The organism is Chryseobacterium sp. JJR-5R (assembly GCF_034047335.1).
Classification (GTDB): Bacteria; Bacteroidota; Bacteroidia; order Flavobacteriales; family Weeksellaceae; genus Chryseobacterium.
Genome location: NZ_CP139137.1, coordinates 1,728,212 through 1,752,535 on the forward strand (window position 1 = coordinate 1,728,212; position 24,324 = coordinate 1,752,535).

Sequence of the window (24,324 nt, forward strand, 5' to 3'; positions counted from 1 at the left end):
ACTTTTTAAACAGATTGTCAACATTGAAAATAAAGAAAGCTCCTTGTACAAGGAGCTTTCTTTATTTTTATCAGTTATGAAATTAAATGCCGTCAATGATTTCATTCAACACGGTACTTGGTCTCATGGCCTGGTACGTCTTAAACTTGTCGGTTTTGTAATAGCCGTCAATATCCTGTGGCTTGCCCTGTGCACCAATTAATTCTGAATTAATAACCTCTTCGTTTTCCTGCATGGCTTTGGCTACCGGAGCGAACTGAGCCGCCAGTTGAGCGTCTGCCGTCTGATTGGCCAGTGCTTCTGCCCAGTACATGGCTAAATAGAAGTGGGAACCTCTGTTGTCAATCTGTCCCACTTTTCTTGCAGGGGATTTATCGGTAGCTAAGAATTTGGCGTTTGCTTCATCTAGTGCATCTGCCAAAACCTGTGCTTTTGTATTGTCCTGAGTCTGGGCCAGGTGTTCCAGGGAAGCCTGGAGTGCCAAGAATTCACCCAGAGAATCCCATCTTAAATAACCTTCCTCAACAAACTGTTCTACGTGTTTCGGTGCAGAACCTCCGGCTCCGGTTTCAAATAACCCGCCGCCGTTCATCAAAGGAACAATGGAAAGCATTTTTGCAGAAGTCCCCAGTTCAAGAATCGGGAAAAGGTCGGTTAAATAATCTCTCAGTACGTTTCCTGAAACAGAAATGGTGTCTTTTCCTTCTCTTGCTCTTTGCAGGGTTTCCGTCATGGCATCTTTCACATCAAGAATCTGAATATCAAGTCCGTTGGTGTCGTGATCAGCTAAATATTTTTCAACTTTTTTGATCATTTCCCTGTCGTGGGCTCTTCCTTTATCCAACCAGAAAATCGCAGGTGTATCAGAAAGTCTGGATCTGTTCACCGCTAATTTTACCCAGTCCTGGATCGGGGCATCTTTTGTCTGGCACATTCTGAAGATATCTCCTTTTTCCACTTTTTGGGAAAGAAGAACGCTTCCGGCTTCATCCTGAACTTCAATGATTCCGTCGGCAGCAGCCTGGAATGTTTTATCATGGGAGCCGTATTCTTCAGCTTTCTGTGCCATTAAGCCTACATTCGGAACAGAGCCCATCGTGGTAGGATCCAGTTTTCCGTGTGCTTTCATATCGTCAATAACAGACTGGTAGAAACCGGCATAAGAACGGTCCGGAATGATACAAACCGTATCTTCCTCGTTGCCGTCTTTGTTCCACATCTTACCGCCGCCTCTTACCAAAGCTGCCATAGAAGCATCAACAATAATGTCGGAAGGAACGTGGAAATTGGTAATCCCTTTATCGGAGTTCACCATGGCTACTCTAGGTCCGTTGACCAGAGCCGCTTCAATATCCCCTTTGATATTGTCTTCCTGCTCATTTCCTTTGATTTTATCGAAAAGATCGGCAAGCCCGTTGTTCGGGTTAACATCCAGGGATTTGAATGTCTCGGCATATTTTGTAAATACTTCCTTAAAGAACGTTTCAACGATCGCCCCGAAAATAATAGGATCGGAGATTTTCATCATCGTTGCTTTCAGGTGGGCGGAAAGCAGAACATTTTTATCCTTCGCTTCGCTGATCGCCTGCTCTACAAATGATTTCAAAGCATTAAGGTTCATTACGGAAGAATCGATTACTTCTCCGGCCTGAAGGTTAGCGAAATCTTTTAACAGGGTTTCTACACCATCGTTACCCTTGAATACAATTTTGAACCGGGTAGCATTTTCTAAAGTTGTTGATGTTTCAGTACCGTAGAAATCTCCTGTATTCATATGGGCAACATCCGTTTTGCTGTCAGATGCCCAGTCACCCATTCTGTGCGGATTGGTCTTTGCGTAGTTTTTAACGGCTTTAGGAGCACGTCTGTCAGAATTCCCTTCTCTTAACACCGGGTTTACGGCACTTCCCAATACTTTTGCATATTTGGCCTTGATTGCTTTTTCTTCTTCGCTTTTAGGTTCTGCCGGATAATTCGGAACGGCGAAGCCTTTAGACTGTAATTCGGCAATAGCAGCATCCAGTTGTGGTGCGGAAGCGGAAATGTTAGGCAGTTTGATAATGTTTGCATCAGGCTGTGTTGCCAGCTGGCCGAGTTCCGCCAGAGCATCACCTATTTTCTGGTTATCATTCAGGAACTCCGGGAAGTTGGCTAAAATTCTTCCTGCCAAAGAAATATCCGGGACTGCGATCTCAATATCTGCTGATTTGGTAAACGCTTTTACAATCGGTAAAAACGAGTGTGTCGCCAACATGGGAGCCTCATCCGTAAGGGTGTAATAGATTTTTGATTTGTCTGACATTATACTGTTATTTATTATTTGATTTTTTAGATTCACAAATTTAGTTAAAAATTAATTTTTTAAGATCAATCCTAAACAAGATTTTCTACTTTAAGAATTATTTAACCTTATTTAAAGGAAAAAACTTTTGGTTTTGATTAAATTTGGGAAATATTTAAAAATAATATTATGTCAACAACCATTACTTTAAAAGGAAACGAAGTGCATACGATAGGGACGTTACCGTCAGTAGGAACAGCCATAAGGGATTTTGCACTGGTAGATTCCAAATTGAATGTAAAAACCCTGGGAAATTTTGACGGCAAGAAGAAAGTTTACAATATTTTCCCGAGCATTGATACCCCTACCTGTGCGGAATCTGCAAGAAAATTCAATACAGAAGCGTCCGGTCTCGAAAATACTGTGGTGATTAATGTTTCTAAAGACCTGCCTTTTGCTTTGGGAAGGTTCTGTGCTGCCGAAGGGCTGGAAAATGTGGAAACCCTGTCGGATTTCAGAGGAACTTTCGGGGACGATAATGGACTGACGATCTCAGATTCACCGATGAAAGGTTTATTGAGCCGTGCAGTGATCGTTACCGATGCAGACAATAATATTGTTTATACCGAACAGGTTTCAGAAATTGCTGATGAGCCTGATTATGAGGCAGCTCTGGCGGCACTGAAATAATTCCGATAAAAACATAAAAAGCCCTGTGAAGATTATTTTTCACAGGGCTTTTTTTATGCTTGGAAACCAGTAGTGGTACCCATCCGTTTTATTTGATAATTTTTCCGGAATATATTTGAAACCATTAATAAATGAAGTATTTTTGCATCATCAAAAATAAAAACCATGAAACAGATTTTTACTCTTTGTTCAGTATTGTTTGCCAGCCTGGCTTTTTCTCAGGAAGGGACACTGGATGCATCTTACGGAAATTCCGGATTTTTTATTTATAACAGCGGATCCTATGGAACAGAAATAGAGATTGATGCTAACCAAAGAATGGTAGTAGGCAGTTATGAGTTCAGCAATGCTTTCAAATTCCATCGGTTTTCAACATCCAATCAGCTTGATACCACTTTCGGTACCGGCGGTTATACCACTGTTTATTTCGGCGGTCTTCAGGCCGTACTGTATGATATGAAAATACAGCCCGACGGAAAAATAGTTGCCGTAGGATACTGGGAGGATACCAACAGCGTCAACAGGAAAGATTTTATGGTGGTGAGACTGAATGCCAACGGAACAATTGATACTTCATTCAATGGTACCGGTAAATTAACGATAGCATTCGGTACTAACGAAGATATTGCAAAAGCAGTTGCCATACAGCCCGACGGGAAGATTTTGGTTGCAGGACAATCCTTTACAGGATCCAACAGGGATGTGGCAGTAGCAAGGATTAATGTGGACGGAACGCTGGATACCACTTTCAGCGGAGACGGTAAATTAACAACGGATATTGCAGGAAATAATGATTCCGCCACCTGTATTGCCATCAATACCGATGGGAAAATCGCTGTAGGAAGCTATAGCTATGGTGCTGCATCATCCAATAACTTTTCAGATTATGGAATTGTAAAATATAATACAGACGGTTCCCTGGATACGTCATTCAGCGGAGACGGAAAACAGATCGTCATTATAGCTCCCAGCAATAACGACGAACCTGTTGAAATCGCATTTCTGGACAGTGGAAAAATCCTTATCGGAGGAACAGCTTTTCTCAGCGGCAGAGATGATTTTGCCCTTGTACGCTTAAATGCCAACGGATCACTGGACACTTCCTTTAACGGGGACGGGATTTTCACAGCTCCTATCGGATCTTCTGATGATACCACCCGTGCTATGAAAATACTGGCAGATGGCAGGATTATGCTGGCAGGAACGGTTACTGCAGGTTCTTATACAGACATAGGTCTGATGAGGGTTACCAGCAACGGCTACCTGGATACTACTTTCGGAACGGGCGGCAAAACCCAGCAGGGGTACGGCAATCTTTCTGTTATTAACGACATGGATATCCTAAGTGACGGTAAAATCATGGTATGCGGATCTGCCGGCGGCACCAATATCTTTCTTTCAAGATTCAACGGATTAGTGTCCGGCTATCTTGATGTGAAAGATACTCCGTCTGAAAAAAACAGACTTTCGGTGTATCCGAATCCCGTAAAAGACATACTGTATTCCAATGAAAACCTGGAGCATTTTGAGCTGTATTCTTCATCAGGGCAATTGCTGAAATCCGGTGAAAATCAAAAAAATATCGATGTCCGTGATCTTATTAAAGGAAATTACGTTCTCAGGATCAGAACTAAGGATAAGACGGCAACAAAGAAAATCATAAAAAATTAAGAACAAAAAAACATCCTGAATAAGGATGTTTTTTTTGTATATTGTTTGTATATTGAGTATGTGTAATTGATAACAACAGCAATTATGAAACGATCCGGAACCGCGGACCTTCCTCTTCACTATGGCAAAGTACCGCCTTGGCTGTACGAACGGATGTCCGTTCTCGGGCTTTCCGTTATTGAGGTCATCCTGATGGATTACGGAAAAGACGAAGTGCTCCGGAGGCTTGCCGATCCTTTCTGGTTTCAGAGCTTTGGCGCGGTCATGGGAATGGACTGGCACTCTTCCGGAATCACCACTTCCGTAATGGGTGCTTTAAAACGTTCAGTCAATCCCAATTCACAATCACTGGGGCTTTATATCTGTGGCGGAAAAGGGAAGTTTTCCCGGGAAACGCCTTCTGAACTGATTCAGATTGCCGATAAAACGGGACTGAACGGAAATGAGCTGGTAAGAGCCAGCAAGCTTTCTGCAAAGGTGGATAATACGGCAATCCAGGACGGGTATCAGCTCTACCTGCACAATTTTATCCTGGCCGACAACGGAAACTGGAGCGTGGTGCAGCAGGGGATGCATGAATCAGACGGCACGGCGAGGCGATACCACTGGCATTCCGGAAACATAAAATCTTTTGTAGAAGAGCCCCATACGGGAATTAACGGGATTTCAAGAGGCCGGATCCTCAACCTTACGGATGCGGAAGCTTCCGGAAACCGGAAAGGGATCCTTGAAATTTCCCACACCGATTCTGCAGAAATCATGAGTGATTTTTCCAGGCTGATCCTTCCGAACCACCATCATGTAGACGCTTCCGATGTAGACCTTAAACGCCTCGGTGCACTTCTGTATGTGACAAGGGAGCGGCAGCCGCAGAATTTTGAAGACCTGCTCATGCTCGAAGGAGTAGGCCCGCGTACCATACAGTCGCTGGCTCTGGTCAGTGAAGTCATCCACGGTGCGCCGTCAAGATTTAAAGATCCCGCGCGGTTTTCCTTTGCCCACGGAGGAAAAGACGGCCATCCTTTCCCTGTGCCCACCAAAGTCTATGATGAAAGCATCAGCATCATTAAAAAAGGAATTGAGAAATCAAAGCTCGGAAACTCAGATAAGCTGCGGACCTTAAACAGACTTCACGAGATTGTGGTAAAAACAGAGGAAGATTTCATTCCGGATTTCGATATTCAGCAGGTTATTGAAGAGGAAAGACAGAACGCATGGCGCTTCGGCGGAAAAACCGTTTTCGGGGATGCCGTGAAACCTTCTCCTCCGAAACCCATTCAGCTTTCCCTGTTTTAAAACGGCTTGCCAGATTGTTTTCTATTATTAAATAAATCAGGTTACCAACATCTGGACAGATAACTGGAAATGAAGTAAGGTAAGATAATACTCTGATGTTTTGTATCCGATATCCATATGCCGTATAACAAATGCAAATATAAAAAGTGCCCGGGTTTGATATTTTTATTATTTTTAAAGCCTTGAAAGATATTGAATTGATAATCAATGAAACACTCGAAAGTTGCTGTGATTTTCCGGGTTTTATGTTCGAAGAGCTTCAAAAGCTTTCATGCTTATGAAACCGAAAGCTCTAAAGAGGAGACTGCATCTTTAGAAAAGAAAAAACAACAACAAATAAATATTTATTCTGAAAAAAACCTAGCTTACGGCAAGCAGAGTTTTTATTATCACTTTATAATCTGGTTAAAAATTTAAGCACCTTTTAAATCTATATTAAAAAATGATCTGCTGTTTTCAGATCAGGCAGTCTCAAAAGGCGTAATGGATTTAAAAATAAAATTGAGTTTCAGTATAAAAAATTAATCTTAAAAATAATAAAATGAAAATTAATCAGATATATGTCAACCTTCCGGTAAAAGATATTCAGAAAACAAAAGAATTCTGGACGAAGCTTGGGTTCTCTGTGAACAATCAGATCTCAGATGAAAGAGCAGTCTGCATCATCCTGAATGACAATTCCTTTGTTATGTTCATAACCGAAGAATATTTCCAGACCTTTTCTGAAAAGCCGGTTCCGAAAGGTGATACCACCCAGGTTTTAATCGCGATCAGTTTAAGCAGCCGAGAGGAAGTTGACCAGGTAGTAAATGCCGCTGTTGCAAACGGTGCCACCCAGCATGAAGAACCGCAGGATTACGGATGGATGTACCATAATTCCTTCTGGGATATCAATGGGCACGGCTGGAATGTAACTTTTACGGATGCTTCTCAGATACCGTCACAGCTTTAGCTTTTTTACCACTCAAATCATATAAGTAATGAGCTTATCTCTGTAATTCCGTACGTACACTTTTATGTTTCTTATAATTTTTGACGGAATTTCTGGGGAGAATATGATAAAGGAGCAAATATTCAGAACTGGAAAAGGCCTATTCTTCATAGATGATGAATGAATGAGAGAGATGCGGATCAGCTCAGTTTAAATTGCAGAAATAATAAAGAATCCGGCAAATAAGCAGTAATGACTTCTGTTATACAGCCTTAATGATTTTATAAATACAAAGAAAACAATTAAATTGAGGCTAAAATCATTTTTGACATGGATTTGGAATAAGATTTGAGAATAATGTAAAACATGCTGGTTTGCTTTTTAAATAATCAGCTGCTGCTTACATGAAAACGAAAATTAGACAAAAACCTGCAAGATGGAAAAAAACAATACTGATTATTTTAGGAGCCCTGATCTTATTGGTGCTCGTTTCTCCGTTTCTGCTTAATATTTACCTTAAACACAAGCTTCCGGAACTGATCAATGAAAAAACGCCTTACAGGATTGTCCTGAAAGGTTTCGATCTTGACCTTTACAAAGGGAATATCTCTGCACATTCGATAGCTATACAGACCAAAGCCACTAAAGATCCCGCCGTAACCAGGATTACAGGAAGTGTAAAAAGCCTGCAGGTAGAAGACTTCGGGATATGGAATGCTGTTTTCAGCAAATCGTACCATGTAAAAAACATAAAACTCATCGATCCTGATATCCAGGTTTCTTTAGGCAAACCGAAAAAAAAGAAAGACACGGTAAAAAAGAACACAGATTTCGGAATTGAAAATATCCTTGTTACCAATGGAAATATTTCAGTAAAAAACGCAGAACAGAAATATGTTTTTAACGGGAAAAACGTCAATGTAAGCCTTACGGAGATCCGCAAAAGTAAAGATGATTCAAAGCTGCCTGTCTCTTTCAGGAATTTTAAGATCGATGCTCATGACGTCGTTGTTACCGTAAATGATTTTTACCAGATTTTAGCTAAGCAGATCGATGCTAAAAACAAACAGCTTAGCATCAGCGGATTTCACCTGAAACCGATCGAGAGCCCCGGGCTTTACAACGCGAAAAATGTTTTTGATCTGAAAGTCTCTGAACTTTTGGCGGAAAATTTTATAATAGACCAGGATTCCCTGATCATAGAAAATACCCGGTTTACAAAGCCGCAACTGATTGTTACCTCCACCAATAAAAAAACAGTAAAAGAAAACCCTAAGGAAGTCAATTTAAAGATCGGAATCAAAAACCTTGATATCCGCGAAGGTTCTGTTCTGGTTCAGCAGAAAAATAAAGTGAAAACGGCATCGGTAGATAATTTCCGCCTGAATTTAAATGAAATTGTCTTTGATAAAAATACGGTAAAACAAAAAGTGCCGTTTGTGTTTTCCGGACATAATATTGAATTTGAGAACATTTATTTTATGACCGATCCTCTGCAGGCAGTAAGTATTAAAAAGATTTCTTCAGATAATGATGATATTTTTTTGGATGATGTACGGTTCAGTGCACTTGGAAAAAGCAGGACCAAAGATGTCTTTAACATTAAGACAAAGAAAATTGAAATCCTTAAAAATACATCCCGTTTTGCCGGCCAGCAGTTTCAGATGAAGCTTGCCACGGTTAATGTATACAGACCGGATATTGAAATTATTGCAGCAGATCAAAAAAAGAAAAACACTGCTGAAAACAAGTCCGCCGCTTCGGACTTTCTTGCACATCTGGGAGCTGTGAATATCATCAACGGAACTTTCTCACAGAAATCGAAAGGAGTTGAAAAAATAAAGGTCGGAAATTTCAATGTTAAACTGAATTCAGTTACTACAGATAAGAATATCCTCAAAGAGTCCATTCCTTTCCATATTAAAAACCGCCTCGTCACAGCAGATAAAATTGATATTGATGCGGGGAAATTTTACCGGTTGAAAGTAGATGCGATAAAAAACACAGGTAAAGTAACACAGGTTACAAATTTCGGGTTTCTTCCGAAATATTCCAGAGCGAAGTTCAACCGGATGATTGCGGTAGAAAAAGATCTGTATACCATAAAGGTAAAATCAATTAACATTACAGACAAAAATTCGGTTCTCGGGAAAAATACCGCTATTGATCTTGACCGTATTGTCTTTGACGGGGTAAACTGTAACATTTTCCATGATCTGGCACCTCCTGATGATGTAGCAGTCCGTTATATGTTCAGCAAAAAGCTCCGCGATGTGAAATTCCCTTTATTTATCAGGCAGATCGATATTAAAAATTCACGCCTTGCCTATGAAGAAGTTGCTGAAAAAGCACAGATTCCCGGAAAAATCACTTTTGAAAATTTTGATGCTTCCATCTATAATGTAAACAGCGCAAAAATGAAAGGCAGGCCTACCGTGATCAAAGTGGATTCCCATTTCAAACTTTTCGGGGATGCGGATACCAAGGTAAACTGGCAGTTTGATGTTGCCGATAAGAGCGACGCTTATGCTATCAACGGGATTATCAATGACCTGTCTGTGGAAAATGCCAATCTTTTTGTAAGGCCTTACCTGAATGTAAGCCTGGACGGCAAAATCCATTATCTGAAATTCGATTATAAAGGGAACAGCAAGAATATCGGGGGTAATTTCTACTTTAAGTACAGTGATATGAATGTGAACTTCATGAATAAAAATACGGGTAAAGAGAGAAAGCTGCTGAGTGCGATTGCCAATATTTTTGTTAAAAATGATTCTAAAGGGGAGCCTAACCATGTTGAAGTTGACAAAGAGAGAGATCCGAACAAAAGCTTTTTCAATACCTTATGGCAGGGAATCATGGAAGGGCTGAAAAAATACCTGATTTAATATAACCTTCCCGCAATCATAAGTTGTTTCAGGTTCTCTGTATGCACTGTTTCGGCGTACTGTTTGATATAGTGTAGAAAAAAGATTTGCATATGAATACACAGAACAAGTCAGACTCGAAATCAGAAGTTCCGAATGAAGGCATATTGCCGGAAATTATCCGTGAAAGCTATCGCGGAAGTAAGAAGCTTAACGGAAAAAAAGCTTTGATTACCGGCGGCGACAGCGGAATCGGACAGGCGGTTGCCGTTCATTTTGCCAGGGAAGGAGCAGATATCGCCATTGTTTACAGAGAAAGCGATGATGATGCCGGAGAAACCCGGAAAATGGTGGAAAAAGAAGGCCGCAGCTGTATCCTTATCAAAGGAGATCTGGGTAGAAAAGAATTTCGGGCCGAATGTTGCGGACAGATAGAAAAGGAATGGGGGAAACTGGATATTCTCGTGAACAACGCCGGTATCCATACTTCAAAAGATACGCTGGAAGAAATTTCAGACGAGCAGATTCTGGAAACATTCAATACCAATATCATTTCAATGATTTCCCTGACAAGGGATTTGCTGCCGATGATCAATGAAGGCGGAAGGATCATTTGTACCACTTCTGTAACGGCCTACCGCGGAAGTGACCACCTTATTGATTATGCTGCTACAAAAGGGGCTGTATTGTCATTTATGCGCTCCCTTTCTACCAATCTCGCAGAACGGAAAATTCTGGTAAACGGCGTAGCTCCCGGACCCATATGGACGCCTTTGGTAAAAGAAACGTTTGATGACCTTTCCGCTTTTGGAAAAGATACAGCCCTGAAACGTGCAGGCCAGCCGTCTGAAGTGGCACCGGCTTATGTCTTTCTGGCATCGGAAGATTCAAGCTTTATTACCGGAGAAGTCATTCATATCAACGGAGGTGATTTTGTAGGCGGATAAATTAACTTTAAAATTTGAACATCATAAAGTCTGTTTTTAATGATAAGCAGGCTTTACTAACTTTACTTTACACGACAATGGAAAAATTACATTTTGAGATAGAGATCAATGCAGAACCTGCAAAAGTCTGGAGCGTATTGTGGGATGACATTTCTTACAGGCAGTGGACAACTGCTTTTAAAGAAGGATCATTTTATCAGGGAACATTGGAAGAAGGAAGCACAATGAAATTTTTTGATTCCCATAACAACGGAATATACAGCCGGGTAGAAAAAAATATCCCGCATAAATTACTCAAGCTTCTTCATCTTGGAGAAATTTTTGAAGGGATTGAAACACCGCGTGACTGGGGTGAGCCTACTGAAGCTTATATTCTGGAAGAAAACGAAGAGGGAACCGGATTGATGGTAGAAATCCAGACCAGTGAGGAATTTAAAAGTTTTTATGAAGAAAAATTTCCTAATGCATTGATGATCATTAAAAACCTTTCAGAGAATCAGTTGTAATCTCTCAAACAAATCAAAAATATACAATATGGAGACTTTATCTTATGAAAGAGTCATTAATGCCCCGAAGCAGAAAATATGGGACGTCATCTGGAACCCCGAAACCTATGCGCAGTGGACACAGTTTTTCGGGCACGGATCCGTGATAAAATCAGACTGGCAGGTCGGAGGAAAAACTTATTTTCTGAATGCCGAAGGTGAGGGGCTTGTTTCAACAATCGATACCTTAGATGAGCCTGATCATATTATTTTCAAGCATCTGGGGACCGTAGATAAAGATGGTAATGAAGATACCCGAAGCAGGGAAATAATGGAATGGAGCGGATTTTTTGAAAAATACATCCTGATTGATTTTGAAGGCCGGACAAAACTGCATGTTGAGGTACAGGTTGATAAAGACCGGCGTGAAGATATGGATGCCGGATTTACCAAGGGCCTGGAAATGATCACAAAGCTTGCAGAAGGCATTTAAATTGAAAGGAGCTGAATAGTTTATTCTCAGTAGACTCAACGGAAAGTGCAGATTTTTATTTAATTTTAAAACTGTAACTGGGAGGCTTGATAATCTGTTTACCCTGCGAAATAAAATACGATGAAACTGTTAACGATTCTTTTTGCCACATTCATTCTGGCTCTACTGGGGACTAAAATATTTCAGGGCGACTGGAATTTTTTATTTTCCGGAAATCTGGGAATGGCTGTTTTTATCATATTTACCGGATTGGCGCATTTTAAATTCCAGAAGGGAATGGCGATGATGATCCCTGATTTTATCCCGGGCAAACTGTTCTGGGTTTATTTCACCGGCATTATTGAAATTGCAGCCGGGATCGGACTGATGATTCCTTCCATACGTGAACTTACTGCTTTTTTACTGCTGATATTCTATGTCCTGGTTTTTGTAGCCAATATCCGGTCTTCAAAAAAGAAAGTCAATATTTTTAAAGCAGACTATACCGGCCCCGGAATGGGCTATCTCTATAAGGAAAGAATCCCGATACAGATAATCCTGATTGCGTGGACCTGGTATTTCGGAATATACCTGAATTAATGTATTGAATTTATATGATCTATCATATCAACGGAAAGTTTTTGCTTTCCGTTTTTTAATTCAGTTAATTGATAAAAAGTATTCAACTCAAAACTGACTCATTATATTTAAGTTCCCCTCCCTCGGAGGGGTGGCAAAAATTCAAAGAATTTTTGATGGGGTGGTCTGTTAATTTGCATAAGAAATTTCAACAACAGTTCACTAAATTTTCAAAATAAATATTTTTTGTCAACCCACGATAAATAAAAGAAATTCCTCACTTCCCGAAAAATATTTTAAATTTATTAAAGTAAAATAAAAATACCAGCCGTCATAGCCATATGGAGGTTGTCGAAAAAATAACAATGCCACAGAAAGAGAAGGAAAGTATCATCTCACAGACCGTTTCAAAGTACGGAGGAAAGCTGATGTCTTATATCCGTCCGAAGGTGAGGAATACGGAAGATGCGGAAGATATTTTACAGGAGGTGTGGTACCAGTTCAGCAGTATTACCAATCTGTCCGAGATCGTCAATGTCGGCGGATGGCTGTACCGGGTAACAGCCAATAAGATCACGGACAAATACCGGAAAAAGAAAACCGAGAATCTTGAGGATTTCGTGTACGAAGATGAGGACGGCACTTTTTCAATAAAAGATATTCTGCTTCTGGATGACAGTGCTGGGCCGGAGATAAAAATGTTTCAGGACGAAATCTGGAAAAAACTTTTCGAGGCCCTGGATGAGCTTCCCGAAAAGCAGCGGCTGGCATATGTTGAAAATGAGCTGAATGACAAGACCCTCCAGGAAATTGCCGACGAGCAGGGTGAGAATATCAAAACGATCATCAGCAGGAAAAATTATGCCGTGAAACATTTGAGAAACCGACTGAGACAACTATACCAGGATTTAAATAATTAGAAAAAATATCATGAACAATAAATATAAAAAAAGCTGGGCACTTTTAATTCTATGTCCGCCGTTGATTTTCCTTGCCGTTGCACTGATTGTAATGTGGCTCTGGAACTGCATTCTCCCTGAGATTATCGGTGTAAAAACCATTAATTACTGGCAGGCCATGGGAATTCTGGTATTGAGTAAAATTCTTTTCGGAGGTTTTCACGGGAAATTTGACCGTGGGATGCGCGATATGAAGGAGAAACATATGAGGCATAAGATGGAAGGCATGTCTGATGAAGAAAAAGAAAAATTCAAGGAAGTCTGGAAGAGCAGATGTGAAAACGGCTTTTTCAGCAAAAACAGGAGAACTGACGAATAATTGAAATTTTAAGAAGTAGTAAAGTAAAACAACAATGTATTCGTCTATATAAAAAGAAGTAGTAAAATTTAAAATTTAGAAAAATGAAAAATTCAGTATTAAAAGGTGCTCTGGGAGCACTGGCCGTTGCAGGCGCAGCGTTGATCGCTAAAAAAGCAATACAGAGAAAAAGATTTGTAAAAGGTATTTTTGAAGAGTACGGAATAAGGGAAAAATCTCCTTTTGGCCTGGCAGATAAAATCAGGGAAATGGATGAAGAACAATACCGCGAACTGAAAGGAAAGTTCAGGAAAGAATTCGCTTCTAAATGCTGCGCAAGAGAAGGCAGGAAAGAACGTACTGCTGAAGCATAATATAAAAAGTATTTAATTGAAATTGTTTGTCCGGTCCGGGAAGCTTAGCTTCCCGGACCGGACTTTTTAAATCTGGCTGTAAAATACCGGTAATTGCGGTATTCACGCTAATCTCATCATGACAAAATCAACTGTATTGATGCATGAAAAAAATAAAATCCTTATTTTTGTAGCGTTCAATGAAAGATTACTACTACTTTCTCGGGATTTCTCATGATGCTTCAGAAGAAGACATCAAAAAAGCCTATCGGAAACTTTCCCTGAAATACCATCCTGACAAAAATGAAAATGATGATTTTTTTGCAGACCGGTTCCGGGAAATCCAGGAGGCCTACGAAACCCTGAATGATAAAGGCAGGAGGTATTCTTATGACCAGAACCTGGAAAGCCACCAGAAAAGTTTCAGGTATACCGTTCCGCCTTCCATAAAGACATTTACGGCAAATAAAGTACATGCCAAGAAAGGGGAGGAGATCATTATTACCTGGCAGACCCAGAATGCAGATGTGGTAAAAGTATTGCCATTTGGACTGGAGAAACAGTATGGAGAGCGGATTTTTAAAATTACTGAATTCAAGGACGGGAAGTTCCAGGTCCTTCTTCATGCGACTAATTCATTACTGCATAAAACGGCCGTTCAGGGCATCACGATTACTGAAGTTTTTGATACCGATGCCGATAAATTTAAAGACGGTGTGGAAGAACTATTCAGGCCACAGCCCAGGACAGTGGTCAACCGGAGAGGCATGCCTAAGATAGTCATGCTCATATGGGGAATCCTGATCCTTGCGATTGCGCTGTACTTCCTGATAACAAGTTTCAGCTGATCAAGAAATTTTCTTATTTCCCGGGCACTTTTTGCATCTTTTTCCTTTTTTGAACTTCTTGCAGCAGGATTTCTTTTCGCCGAAATAGATTTCTTCATTACTGATGGTAAATGCAGGTGCCAAAGGCGGAACTTTGAAAGGGACGATCATATTCATACTGCAAATATATTAATTTAGAATAAATACAGATAATAAATTAACATAAATTATTTGTCCTGATTATTAAAGGTTTAAGAAGGCTTTATATTCCTTGCTAAAAGCCGGTGAAAAACAGAAAATAATGACGATTGCTGCCGTACTTTTATAAACTTCTTAAAAATTACATCTGAAGTAATTTGATTATAAAAGTAAATATTAACTGTTATATTATTGATAATGCCAATAAATACCTGTTAATTTTAAAATCTTCAGAATACTTTTCCTGAAATATCCGCGTTCTTAAATTACTTGTGCAATTTTCTAAAAAACCGTAATTTTACGCATCTTTTTTACAATAAAATCTAATATAAAAAATGAATACAGAACAGTTTGTAAGCCGTCACATTTCCCTGAATGAAGCCGATAAACAGGCGATGCTGGAAAAAGTAGGCGTTTCAAGCATCGAAGAGCTTATTTCTCAGACCATTCCTTCCTCCATCCGTTTGGAAAAGGATCTTAAAATCTCAGAACCGCTCTCGGAATATGAAATGCTGATCCATTCCAAGGAACTGGCATCTAAAAACACCGATTATACAAGCTATATCGGGTTTGGATACCACAATACCTTATTGCCGTCCGCAATTCAGAGAAATATCTTTGAAAACCCGAGCTGGTATACGGCCTATACCCCTTACCAGGCAGAGATTGCACAGGGAAGGCTGGAAGCACTTCTTAATTTCCAGACTGTGGTGTGTGACCTTACCGGTTTTGCACTGGCCAATGCTTCATTGCTGGATGAATCCACTGCGGCGGCAGAAGCCATGCACATGTTCTTCAACAACAGGACCAAAGACCAGAAAAAAGCGGGAGCGAACAAGTTCTTCGTTTCAGATCTGGTGATGCCTCAGACCGTTTCCGTCTTGAAAACAAAAGCGGAAGGACTGGAGATTGAAATTGTGGAAGGTGACCATAAAACCCACACACTGGATGGTTCTTATTACGGAGTTTTATTACAGTACCCGGGTAAAAACGGGATCGTTTTAGATTATACGGAAGATATTACTGAATATAAAAAATCAGATCTTCAGGTTGTGGTAGCGTGTGACCCGATGGCGCTGGTGAAATTAAAATCGCCTGCATCCATGGGTGCCGACTGTGCTGTAGGAACAACGCAGAGATTCGGGATTCCGTTGGGTTATGGCGGTCCTCACGCGGCATTTTTCTCCTGTAAGGAAGATTACAAAAGGGATATTCCCGGAAGAATCATCGGGGTTTCCCAGGATATGTACGGAAAACGTGCCCTGAGAATGGCTTTGCAGACCAGAGAGCAGCACATCAAAAGAGAAAGGGCAACATCCAACATCTGTACAGCCCAGGTTCTTTTAGCAGTGATGGCGGGAATGTATGCCGTTTATCACGGCCCGAAAGGGTTAAATTATATCGCTGACCAGATCCATTTCAAAGCAAATGCGTTGAAAAACGGTCTTAAAGCATTAGGGTACCAAATCGTGGAAGAGCCTATCTTTGATACTGTAAAATTCACGATCAGTGAAGAAGATAAAGGGAGGCTGATGAGAATGATGCTGGATCACAAGCTGAACCTGAACTATTTCACGGAAGGCGTAGTAAGCATCGCAATCAATGAAAGCACCACCCTGGATAAGCTGAATTATCTGATGGCATCTTTTGCCCAGTTTAAAGACAAGCAGACCTTCAAATTAGAAATAAAAGAAGGCTACAGCATTCCGGAAGAAAATTTAAGGAAAGACGAAATCCTTACGGAAGAAGTATTCAACAAATACCATACGGAGACGGAACTGATGCGTTACATCAAGCGTCTTGAAAGAAAAGATTTATCACTAACCCATTCCATGATTTCTTTGGGATCTTGTACGATGAAGCTTAATGCAGCGACGCAGATGCTGCCTCTTTCATGGGACAACTGGGGAGCCATCCACCCGTTTGTACCGGTAGACCAGGCAGGAGGTTACCAGGAAATGATTGCTGAGCTTGAAAAAGATTTATCTGAAATCACAGGTTTTGCAGGGACTTCCCTTCAGCCTAATTCCGGAGCGCAGGGAGAATATGCAGGCCTGATGGTAATCAGGGAATATCATATCTCAAGAGGAGAAGGCCACAGGAATGTGGTGTTGATCCCTCAGTCGGCGCACGGAACCAACCCGGCTTCTGCCGCCATGGCAGGAATGAAAATCGTAGTGGTAAAAAACCTTGAAAGCGGGGAAATCGATTTCGAAGATTTAAAGGCCAAAACAGAACAGCATTCTGAGAATCTGTCTGCCGTAATGATCACATATCCGTCAACGTACGGATTCTTCGATGCCAATATCAAAGAAATCACCAGCCTGATCCACGAGCACGGCGGACAGGTATATATGGACGGTGCGAACATGAACGCCCAGGTAGGATACACAAGTCCGGGGAATATCGGGGCAGACGTTTGCCACCTGAACCTTCACAAAACATTCGCCATTCCTCACGGAGGCGGAGGTCCCGGCGTAGGCCCGATCTGTGTAGCGAAACACCTGGTTCCTTTCTTACCTTCCAATGCGAACATCAGAATCGGAAGTAAAGATGCCATTGAAGGTATTTCTGCTGCACCTTACGGTTCCGGGCTGATCCTGAATATTTCTTACGCTTACATCAAAATGTTGGGAACTTCAGGTTTAAAGAAAGCGACTGAACATGCCATTTTAAATGCGAACTATTTAAAAGAAATTTTAGCGGAGCATTTCCCTATTTTGTATTCCAATGCAGAAGGCAGGGTAGCGCACGAATGTATCGTAGATTTCAGACAGTTCAAAACATTAGGCATTGAAGTGGCTGATGTGGCGAAAAGACTGATGGACTACGGATTCCACGCACCGACGGTTTCCTTCCCGGTTGCCGGTACCTTAATGATCGAGCCGACAGAATCTGAAAGCAAATCTGAAATCGACCGTTTTGCAGAAGCGTTGATCGCGATCAAACATGAAATCGATGAGATTGCCAACGGAGAAGCCGATCAGGCCAACAACGTACTGAAAAATGCACCTCACACGGAACAATTGGTGATTTCAGATTCATGGGATAAGCCATACAGCAGGGAAAAAGCAGCCTATCCTTTACATTGGGTAAGAGACCACAAATTCTTTGCTACCGTTGCAAGGGTTGATGAAGCCTACGGAGACCGAAACCTGGTTTGTACCTGTGAGCCGATTGAAGCGTATATGTAATTAAAAGTTTATATAAATAATGAATCCCTTTCAGTTTTGAAAGGGATTTTTTGTTGTGTTAATTAATAAGCTTAATGGAGTAGGAAATATTTGTTTAAAAGTTCACCGGTTCCCGATACATTTTTCTCCTCTTTGCTTAGAAAAACACCCGAAGTGACGATGCGACCGATTAAAGGCAAATTTTGTACATCGTCACTTCGAGTAGCTTTTGAAAAAAGTGTATCGAGAAGTTAGTGATTGATAGACTTTGAGATAATTTTGTAGTAAGCTCACCGGTTCTCGATACATTTTTCTCCGCTTTGCTGCAAAAAACACTCGAACTGACGTTGCGACCGATTAAAAGCAAATTTTGTACATCGTCGCTTCGAGTAGATTTTGAAAAAATCGTATCAAGAAGTTAATTATTAATAGGCTTGATTTATTGAAAAATACTTATTTGGAAATTCAACGCTTTCCGATACATTTTTCTCTGCTTTGCTGCGGAAAACACTCGAACTTACGATGCGACCGATTAAAGACAAACTTTGTACATCGTCACTTCGAGTAGCTTTTGAAAAAAGTGTATCGAGAAGTTAGTGATTGATAGACTTTGAGATAATTTTGTAGTAAGCTCACCGGTTCTCGATACATTTTTCTTCGCATTGCTTAGAAAAACACTCGAAGTGACGATGCGACCGATTAAAGGCAAACGTTATACATCGTCACTTCGAGTAGATTTTGAAAAAATCGTATCGAGAAGTTAGTGATTAATAGGCTTTGATTTATTGAAACTACTTATTTGGGAATTCAACGCTTTCCGATACATTTTTCTCTGCTTTACTGCGAAAAGCACCCAAACTAAAGAAACACAGTTTCCTTTTATCGTTCTATTTTATTTCAATCATTTAACACATAAAACATTGGCAGGATGCAACAGGATGCCGGTATTTGTGTTTGTGGGTAGATTGGTTAACACAAAATTAATCTTTATGAAAGACAGATCTTTACTTTTTAAACAAACACTTAAATCTTTATTGCTTTGTGGATTGACCTTATCCGCTTTTGATTTGGATGCCCAGACACTGGCCTTTCCGGAAGCTACCGGTTTTGGCCGGTATACCACAGGTGCAAGAGGTGCTGCCAATCCTCAGATCTACTTGGTTACCAATCTTAATGACAGCGGGCCGGGCTCGTTCCGTGATGCAGTGAGCCAGCCTGGCCGGTTCGTGATCTTTAAGGTGGGAGGAATTGTCAACTTACAGTCCGTTGTTGCGGTGGCTGCCAATACAACGATCGCCGGACAGACCGCTCCCGGAGAAGGCATCCTGTTCCTGGGACCGAGGGTATCCTTTACCGGAGCCAACAATACCATTGCCAGATTCATGCGGATCCGTTACGGCGGGACATCCCAAAACCAGGATGCTTCAGGAATTGCCAACGGCGCCAATATCATTCTGGACCACATGACGTTTACGTGGGGAACTGACGAAGTATTCTCGGTGAACTGGGATAGCAACGGGACGAGCCCTGATAACATCACCATCCAGAATTCAATTATCGGACAGGGAATGCACCGACACAACCACTCTGCGGGAGGGCTGATGCAGCCGCCACCGGGAGGAAAGATCAGCCTGATCGGGAATTTGTACATCTGCAATAAAACCCGAAACAATAAAATCAAAGGCATCAACGAGTTTGTGAACAATGTGGTTTACAACTGGGGGAATTACGGGAATACTTACGGCCACACGCAGTCCGGGGAAGCCTACATCATGGGTGGAGATTCTGCAGGGGCGTCGTATGCAAATATCATCAATAATTATTTCATCGGCGGACCGAATACGAACCCTGCCGTGACCACGCCTTTCAGTGTGGGGAATGCCAATTTCAATTTATACGGTTCCGGAAATTATTTCGACAATAATAAAAACGGGACTTTAGACGGGGCTTTGGTTCCTCAGAATTTAACCGGATATCCTGTAGGAGACGTGGCATCCATCATGTCGGCTCCGTATGATTATCCTATGAAAAATACAACAGTAACGGCCCAGTCTGCCTACGATAATATTGTGGCAGGCGTCGGGGCATCGTATCCGAGACGTGACCAAGTGGATAACCTGATGGTTTCAGATCTGATGTCGAAAGGGACAACCGCTACGTATGTGTATGTACAATCAGATTTAACTACCCAGTTCGGGTTTACCAACGGCGGGGCAGGTCATATCTACGGCGCGCCGGCTCCTTCGGACACGGATAATGACGGGATGCCCGATGCATGGGAAACCGCCAACGGGCTGAATCCCAATGTTGCCGATGCTTTGGCAGTAAGCACAGCTTATGCTCCGTATCTGAATATTGAAGTATACATCAACAGCCTGCCCAATACGGCTGCCCCTGATTTTATCATTCCGCCTACCAATCTGAATTTCACCAGTGCATTGACGGCTGGAAGCCCGGCGGCCAGTTCTTTAACGGTGAACTGGAATGATAATGCTTCTAATGAAACCAATTATGTTCTGGAGCGTTCTTCCAACGGAACCGCTTTTACGGTTATTGCCACACTGCCTGCGAATACAACAAGCTATAATGAAACAGGCCTAACCCCGAACACCCCATATTATTACAGGGTGAAAGCAACCAATGCTGCAGATGCTTCGGTCTATACGTCAAATGCAATGGTAACGACACCGCCGGTTGCGTCTGCACCGGTAAAGCCGACAAATCCGGTTCCGGCCAACGGATTTAATGATGTACAGCTGAACAGCGGCAGTTTCATTTTAAAATGGAACGGCAGTGCCAATACAACAAGCTATTCGGTTTATTTCGGGACAAGTCCACAGAATTTAACCAATGTGGCTACTGTACCTTATTCTGCCACGCCGTCTTATCAGGTTAACAGTCTAAATACGGCAACCAATTACTATTGGAGGGTAGATGCTTCCAATGCGCTCGGTTCCGTAACGGGAGATGTCTGGAGCTTCCGTGCCCTGACGCCAAGCCTTGTCGGGAACTGGCCTTTCACAGAAGCGCCTTTATCCGGTGAACAGATTGCCGACGTAACACCGTATGGCAATAACGGGACTTTAAATGTAGCCTACGACAATGCCAATGTAAGGGTAGCCGGAAAAGAAAACAATGCCCTGGACCTGTCCACTTCACCGAATACACCGTACATTGCGAGTATCCCGCATCAGGACCAGATTCTGTTTAATACCCATTCTTTTACCGTTTCCTATTGGATGAAGGCTCCGCAAAGCATGATTCCAACGTCTTCGGCCACCAGCTTATATGTGTTGTGTAAAGGTTCTTTTACAAAAAATACTACGACGGGAGCCACCGGTAAACGGTTTAATGTAGAAATCAAAGGCGGCCAGCTGCGGTTTGCCATCGATGATGATGTTACGAAAAAGGAAATCACTTCCCCGATTGCGAATTATTTTACCAATAACTGGGTGCATGTGATAATCCAGAGAGACGTGACAACGCATAAAATGAGAATCTACACCAACGGTGTGTTAAGCTCTGAAGGTGACGAAACTGCAGTTACCGGAATCGGTGAAGCCAGTGACCTGGTGATCGGAAACATCGGTGAACTTGAATTTTTATCAGCTACCAATACGCCCGCTCCGTATAAAGGTGCGTTTGATGAACTGAAAATGTATAATTACGCCTTGTCTACCACGGAAATATCAGCGCTGTACAATCAGGCGGTTTTGGCTAATGCAGAACTGAGCATCAGTAAAAATGCAGGAACCGTATATCCGAATCCTGTAAAAGACCAGCTCTTTATTAAGCTTCCTGAATATAAAAAATCCAGCTTAACGGCAACGGTGATGGATATGTACGGAAAAGTAATCATCAGGGAAAAGCTGAACGCTGACGGAACCGGAACTTTCAACCTGAATATGGCCGGCAGAAAAGCATCTGGAAATTATATCCTGAATGTTTCGGGAGACCGGTTGAACAGTAATTTTAAAATTGTCATTCAGTAAACCTTATCATAAGGATACCACTAATTCATTCATATTTTTCAAAAGAAGATCCTTTCAATTGTTTGAAAGGATTTTCTGTTTTGTTTAGTAATATCGGTTCCGATACATTTTCTTCATTTCATTACGAAAAACACTTGAACTGACGGAGATATAACAATGGTGTAACGTTATTTCGGGCAAAAAAGTAAAGCGGAGTGTATAGAGAAGTCTGTTATTCATCGGTTCTCAATACATTTTTCTTCATTTCATTACGAAAAACACTCGAACTGACGGAAGGTGCAACAGTGGTGTAACGTTATTTCGGGCAACAAAGCAAAGCGGAGTGTATCGGGTAATCTATTATTTCAGATCTAGTATCTGACTCGTTATGATCTTGTGCGATATGTGCTCTAAGGGTTCATAACGGTTTTGTATTGGGATAGATGAAAAAAACAGAGGAATTGTTTGAGGAAGCACGGATTGCAAATCCGCGCTATCTGTGTTGGTTTTCAATTATACTATAATTGTTTTCTTGAGTTAAATGAAACGGTAATTTCATTTTCTGTATCAGAAAAAGTTTGCCGGATTTCATTAATCTCATTTTTTGCTGCTTCAAGAAATTCTTCCGTCTGCTGCTGTTGGTGGATGATGAATTCATCTTTTTTGTCCTTCCAGGCATCAGACTCTAATACGGTTGTCCGGGCTTTCTGTAAAGAACAGTTTTGATTTACTCTGACATATAGTATACATTCTAAAATACTGAATTTAAGAGCTTTCAGTGCAAAAAGTTTATCATCAAGTTCGGATTTTAAGAGTATCTTTTCTGTTTGAGCCAATTCTGTAATTTCTTCTACTGTCATTAGGTAAAGTTTGGATATATTCTGCTAAAATAGCAAATACAGGATGATATTAGTTAAATACTTATCTAAGGATAAATGAAACCTGGATATTTCCTGTCGAAATCCGATAGCTTCTCTTCCTCATATTTATCAGTGTATCCTGAAAACAAATCAACTTCTCCAAAGCCGAAATAAAGATTTTCTGTTTCGTAATATCTTATTTGTTCTTCTTTAAATGTATCATGTAAAGAATCTTTATCGCTGCTTTTCAGTTTTTGTTTATTAATCCAGAATAATTTGTACTCCGCATAGCTTGCTTCAACCTTTATTTGTGCCGTTTCAAAATCCAGGTTAGACAGGATATCTTCAAACTCACGTAAAAATGCTTTAAGTTCATAAACATCATCACAAAAGTACTTTGCCGTTCTTCCGAATGAAATCAGCATATTTTCATAATAGTAAGGATATTCAGGTTCACCTAAAGAAAATATATTGGGATGAAAATAACAGTATTCTTTCGCTGTCATTTTTTGAGCAATGAAATTTTTAGAATTTTCATAATCGCGATCGATCAAAATGGCTCCGTAAAAATAATTGTATTCCATTAATTATCTATTTTAATAGTTCATCTATCATCTGATATTTTAAAATTAGCAAAACTTAATCTTCCCTGTCAGATTGTATTTTCAAACTGTTCTTCAACATTATAAAGAACTTCACAATCACAATATCCGCCATTATTTTGGAGCCAGCTGACCACTTCATCCGTATTTATAATCTGATTTTCTTCCAGAAATTTCCGGGTTAATTTTAGTGCGTCATCACATCCTTCTTCAGAAAGATGCGCATCAATAAAATCAAAGATATTTTTAAAAATTTCGCGGGAAACGGGAAGACTCTGTTCAAATTCAAGATTTGCTTTTTTTCTAAGTTGTCTTTTGATGTCTCTGCGTCGTTCGGTTTCGTCTTTGTCGGGCATAATGGATAAAAATAGAACTTTGATTTAAAGATAATAATAATAATACCGGAACTTTTCAGAAACTATTAAATGTTATTGATTATTGATTTCAAATCTGCGCTATCTGGTTTCAGTTTTAATGAAGAGATTGATTTCTCTGCACCACTGAAAAAAAAGCTGTAATGATTCCCGATTTAAATTTTTATAGTCAAAAATCTTATGAGGGTAGGGAATGGCATCTGTATAGACGCCGGTGGTTGAAAAAATAAGAATACTGCCGGCCTTTTTACAGGAATCAAAATTCCTGAAAACAGACCGGTACACATCTAAAATACACCTGTCTGCATCATGGTTTTCAATAATCAAAACGTGGCAGTCGTAATGGATATGAAATTTTTTATTTTCAAAACAAGCTTCAGTGTCGTCTGCAACATTCACCTCATGACCGGAATCCCAAAGGAACTCCGCGATATTATCCAATAAACGATTTTCCTTTTCTTCCTGATTTTTAATAAGAATATATTTCATA

21 protein-coding genes are annotated in these 24,324 nt (G+C 40.8%); 15 read left to right on the top strand and 6 right to left on the bottom strand.

What is annotated here, in order from left to right:
* Nucleotides 1-82: 82 nt before the first annotated feature.
* Nucleotides 83-2,302 (bottom strand): NADP-dependent isocitrate dehydrogenase, encoded by a 2,220-nt coding sequence (locus tag SD427_RS07910; RefSeq protein WP_320560733.1) that lies wholly within the window; start codon nt 2,300-2,302, stop codon nt 83-85.
* Nucleotides 2,303-2,470: 168 nt separating this feature from the next.
* Here SD427_RS07910 and tpx point away from each other — a divergent pair, with 168 nt between their 5' ends.
* The 13 genes from tpx to SD427_RS07975 all read left to right on the top strand — a co-directional run bounded on the left by tpx (nt 2,471) and on the right by SD427_RS07975 (nt 14,677).
* Nucleotides 2,471-2,971, top strand: a complete 501-nt coding sequence (gene tpx / locus SD427_RS07915; protein ID WP_320560734.1) for a thiol peroxidase — start codon at nt 2,471-2,473, stop codon at nt 2,969-2,971.
* Nucleotides 2,972-3,136: 165 nt separating this feature from the next.
* Nucleotides 3,137-4,642 carry a T9SS type A sorting domain-containing protein gene (locus SD427_RS07920; protein ID WP_320560735.1) on the top strand — a complete coding sequence of 502 codons (1,506 nt, stop codon included), beginning with the start codon at nt 3,137-3,139 and terminating at the stop codon, nt 4,640-4,642.
* Between the two features lie 84 nt (nt 4,643-4,726).
* Entirely contained in the window at nt 4,727-5,938 is a 1,212-nt protein-coding gene (locus SD427_RS07925) for a DUF763 domain-containing protein (RefSeq protein ID WP_320560736.1), read from the top strand.
* Between the two features lie 541 nt (nt 5,939-6,479).
* Nucleotides 6,480-6,890: a VOC family protein gene (locus SD427_RS07930; RefSeq protein WP_320560737.1), complete on the top strand. Its 411-nt coding sequence runs from the start codon at nt 6,480-6,482 to the stop codon at nt 6,888-6,890.
* A gap of 383 nt (nt 6,891-7,273) precedes the next feature.
* The gene (locus SD427_RS07935) at nt 7,274-9,757 is read left to right on the top strand and encodes a hypothetical protein (protein WP_320560738.1); all 2,484 of its coding nucleotides are present in this window, start codon (nt 7,274-7,276) and stop codon (nt 9,755-9,757) included.
* A 92-nt stretch (nt 9,758-9,849) separates the two neighbouring features.
* The gene (locus SD427_RS07940; protein ID WP_320560739.1) at nt 9,850-10,683 is read left to right on the top strand and encodes an SDR family oxidoreductase; all 834 of its coding nucleotides are present in this window, start codon (nt 9,850-9,852) and stop codon (nt 10,681-10,683) included.
* A gap of 77 nt (nt 10,684-10,760) precedes the next feature.
* On the top strand, nt 10,761-11,189 hold the full coding sequence (locus SD427_RS07945; RefSeq protein ID WP_320560740.1) for an SRPBCC domain-containing protein: 429 nt from the start codon (nt 10,761-10,763) through the stop codon (nt 11,187-11,189).
* 28 nt (nt 11,190-11,217) lie between these two features.
* Nucleotides 11,218-11,661: an SRPBCC domain-containing protein gene (locus tag SD427_RS07950; RefSeq protein ID WP_320560741.1), complete on the top strand. Its 444-nt coding sequence runs from the start codon at nt 11,218-11,220 to the stop codon at nt 11,659-11,661.
* 120 nt (nt 11,662-11,781) lie between these two features.
* Nucleotides 11,782-12,240 carry a DoxX family protein gene (locus SD427_RS07955; RefSeq protein ID WP_320560742.1) on the top strand — a complete coding sequence of 153 codons (459 nt, stop codon included), beginning with the start codon at nt 11,782-11,784 and terminating at the stop codon, nt 12,238-12,240.
* A gap of 344 nt (nt 12,241-12,584) precedes the next feature.
* The gene (locus SD427_RS07960; protein ID WP_320560743.1) at nt 12,585-13,139 is read left to right on the top strand and encodes a sigma-70 family RNA polymerase sigma factor; all 555 of its coding nucleotides are present in this window, start codon (nt 12,585-12,587) and stop codon (nt 13,137-13,139) included.
* A gap of 10 nt (nt 13,140-13,149) precedes the next feature.
* Entirely contained in the window at nt 13,150-13,497 is a 348-nt protein-coding gene (locus SD427_RS07965; protein ID WP_320560744.1) for a hypothetical protein, read from the top strand.
* Between the two features lie 83 nt (nt 13,498-13,580).
* On the top strand, nt 13,581-13,850 hold the full coding sequence (locus tag SD427_RS07970; protein ID WP_320560745.1) for a hypothetical protein: 270 nt from the start codon (nt 13,581-13,583) through the stop codon (nt 13,848-13,850).
* A 179-nt stretch (nt 13,851-14,029) separates the two neighbouring features.
* Nucleotides 14,030-14,677, top strand: a complete 648-nt coding sequence (locus SD427_RS07975) for a J domain-containing protein (protein ID WP_320560746.1) — start codon at nt 14,030-14,032, stop codon at nt 14,675-14,677.
* On the opposite strand, the gene SD427_RS07980 is transcribed toward SD427_RS07975, so the two are convergent.
* A complete protein-coding gene (locus SD427_RS07980) occupies nt 14,678-14,833 on the bottom strand; it encodes a hypothetical protein (protein WP_320560747.1) in 156 nt (51 codons plus the stop codon). It lies immediately after the preceding gene.
* Nucleotides 14,834-15,189: 356 nt separating this feature from the next.
* Here SD427_RS07980 and gcvP point away from each other — a divergent pair, with 356 nt between their 5' ends.
* Both gcvP and SD427_RS07990 read left to right on the top strand, forming a co-directional pair.
* Nucleotides 15,190-18,048, top strand: coding sequence for an aminomethyl-transferring glycine dehydrogenase (gene gcvP, locus SD427_RS07985; protein WP_320560748.1), 2,859 nt, complete (start codon nt 15,190-15,192; stop codon nt 18,046-18,048).
* A gap of 968 nt (nt 18,049-19,016) precedes the next feature.
* Complete coding sequence (locus SD427_RS07990; protein WP_320560749.1) at nt 19,017-22,019, top strand: LamG-like jellyroll fold domain-containing protein; 3,003 nt, start codon at nt 19,017-19,019, stop codon at nt 22,017-22,019.
* A 497-nt stretch (nt 22,020-22,516) separates the two neighbouring features.
* Here the strand turns inward: SD427_RS07990 and SD427_RS07995 are convergent, their stop codons facing one another.
* The 4 genes from SD427_RS07995 to SD427_RS08010 form a co-directional block, all read right to left on the bottom strand.
* Complete coding sequence (locus tag SD427_RS07995) at nt 22,517-22,858, bottom strand: hypothetical protein (protein WP_320560750.1); 342 nt, start codon at nt 22,856-22,858, stop codon at nt 22,517-22,519.
* A 65-nt stretch (nt 22,859-22,923) separates the two neighbouring features.
* Nucleotides 22,924-23,442 carry a hypothetical protein gene (locus SD427_RS08000; RefSeq protein WP_320560751.1) on the bottom strand — a complete coding sequence of 173 codons (519 nt, stop codon included), beginning with the start codon at nt 23,440-23,442 and terminating at the stop codon, nt 22,924-22,926.
* 68 nt (nt 23,443-23,510) lie between these two features.
* A complete protein-coding gene (locus tag SD427_RS08005; RefSeq protein ID WP_320560752.1) occupies nt 23,511-23,816 on the bottom strand; it encodes a DUF2695 domain-containing protein in 306 nt (101 codons plus the stop codon).
* Between the two features lie 99 nt (nt 23,817-23,915).
* Nucleotides 23,916-24,323, bottom strand: a complete 408-nt coding sequence (locus SD427_RS08010) for a hypothetical protein (RefSeq protein ID WP_320560753.1) — start codon at nt 24,321-24,323, stop codon at nt 23,916-23,918.
* Nucleotide 24,324: the final 1 nt, after the last annotated feature.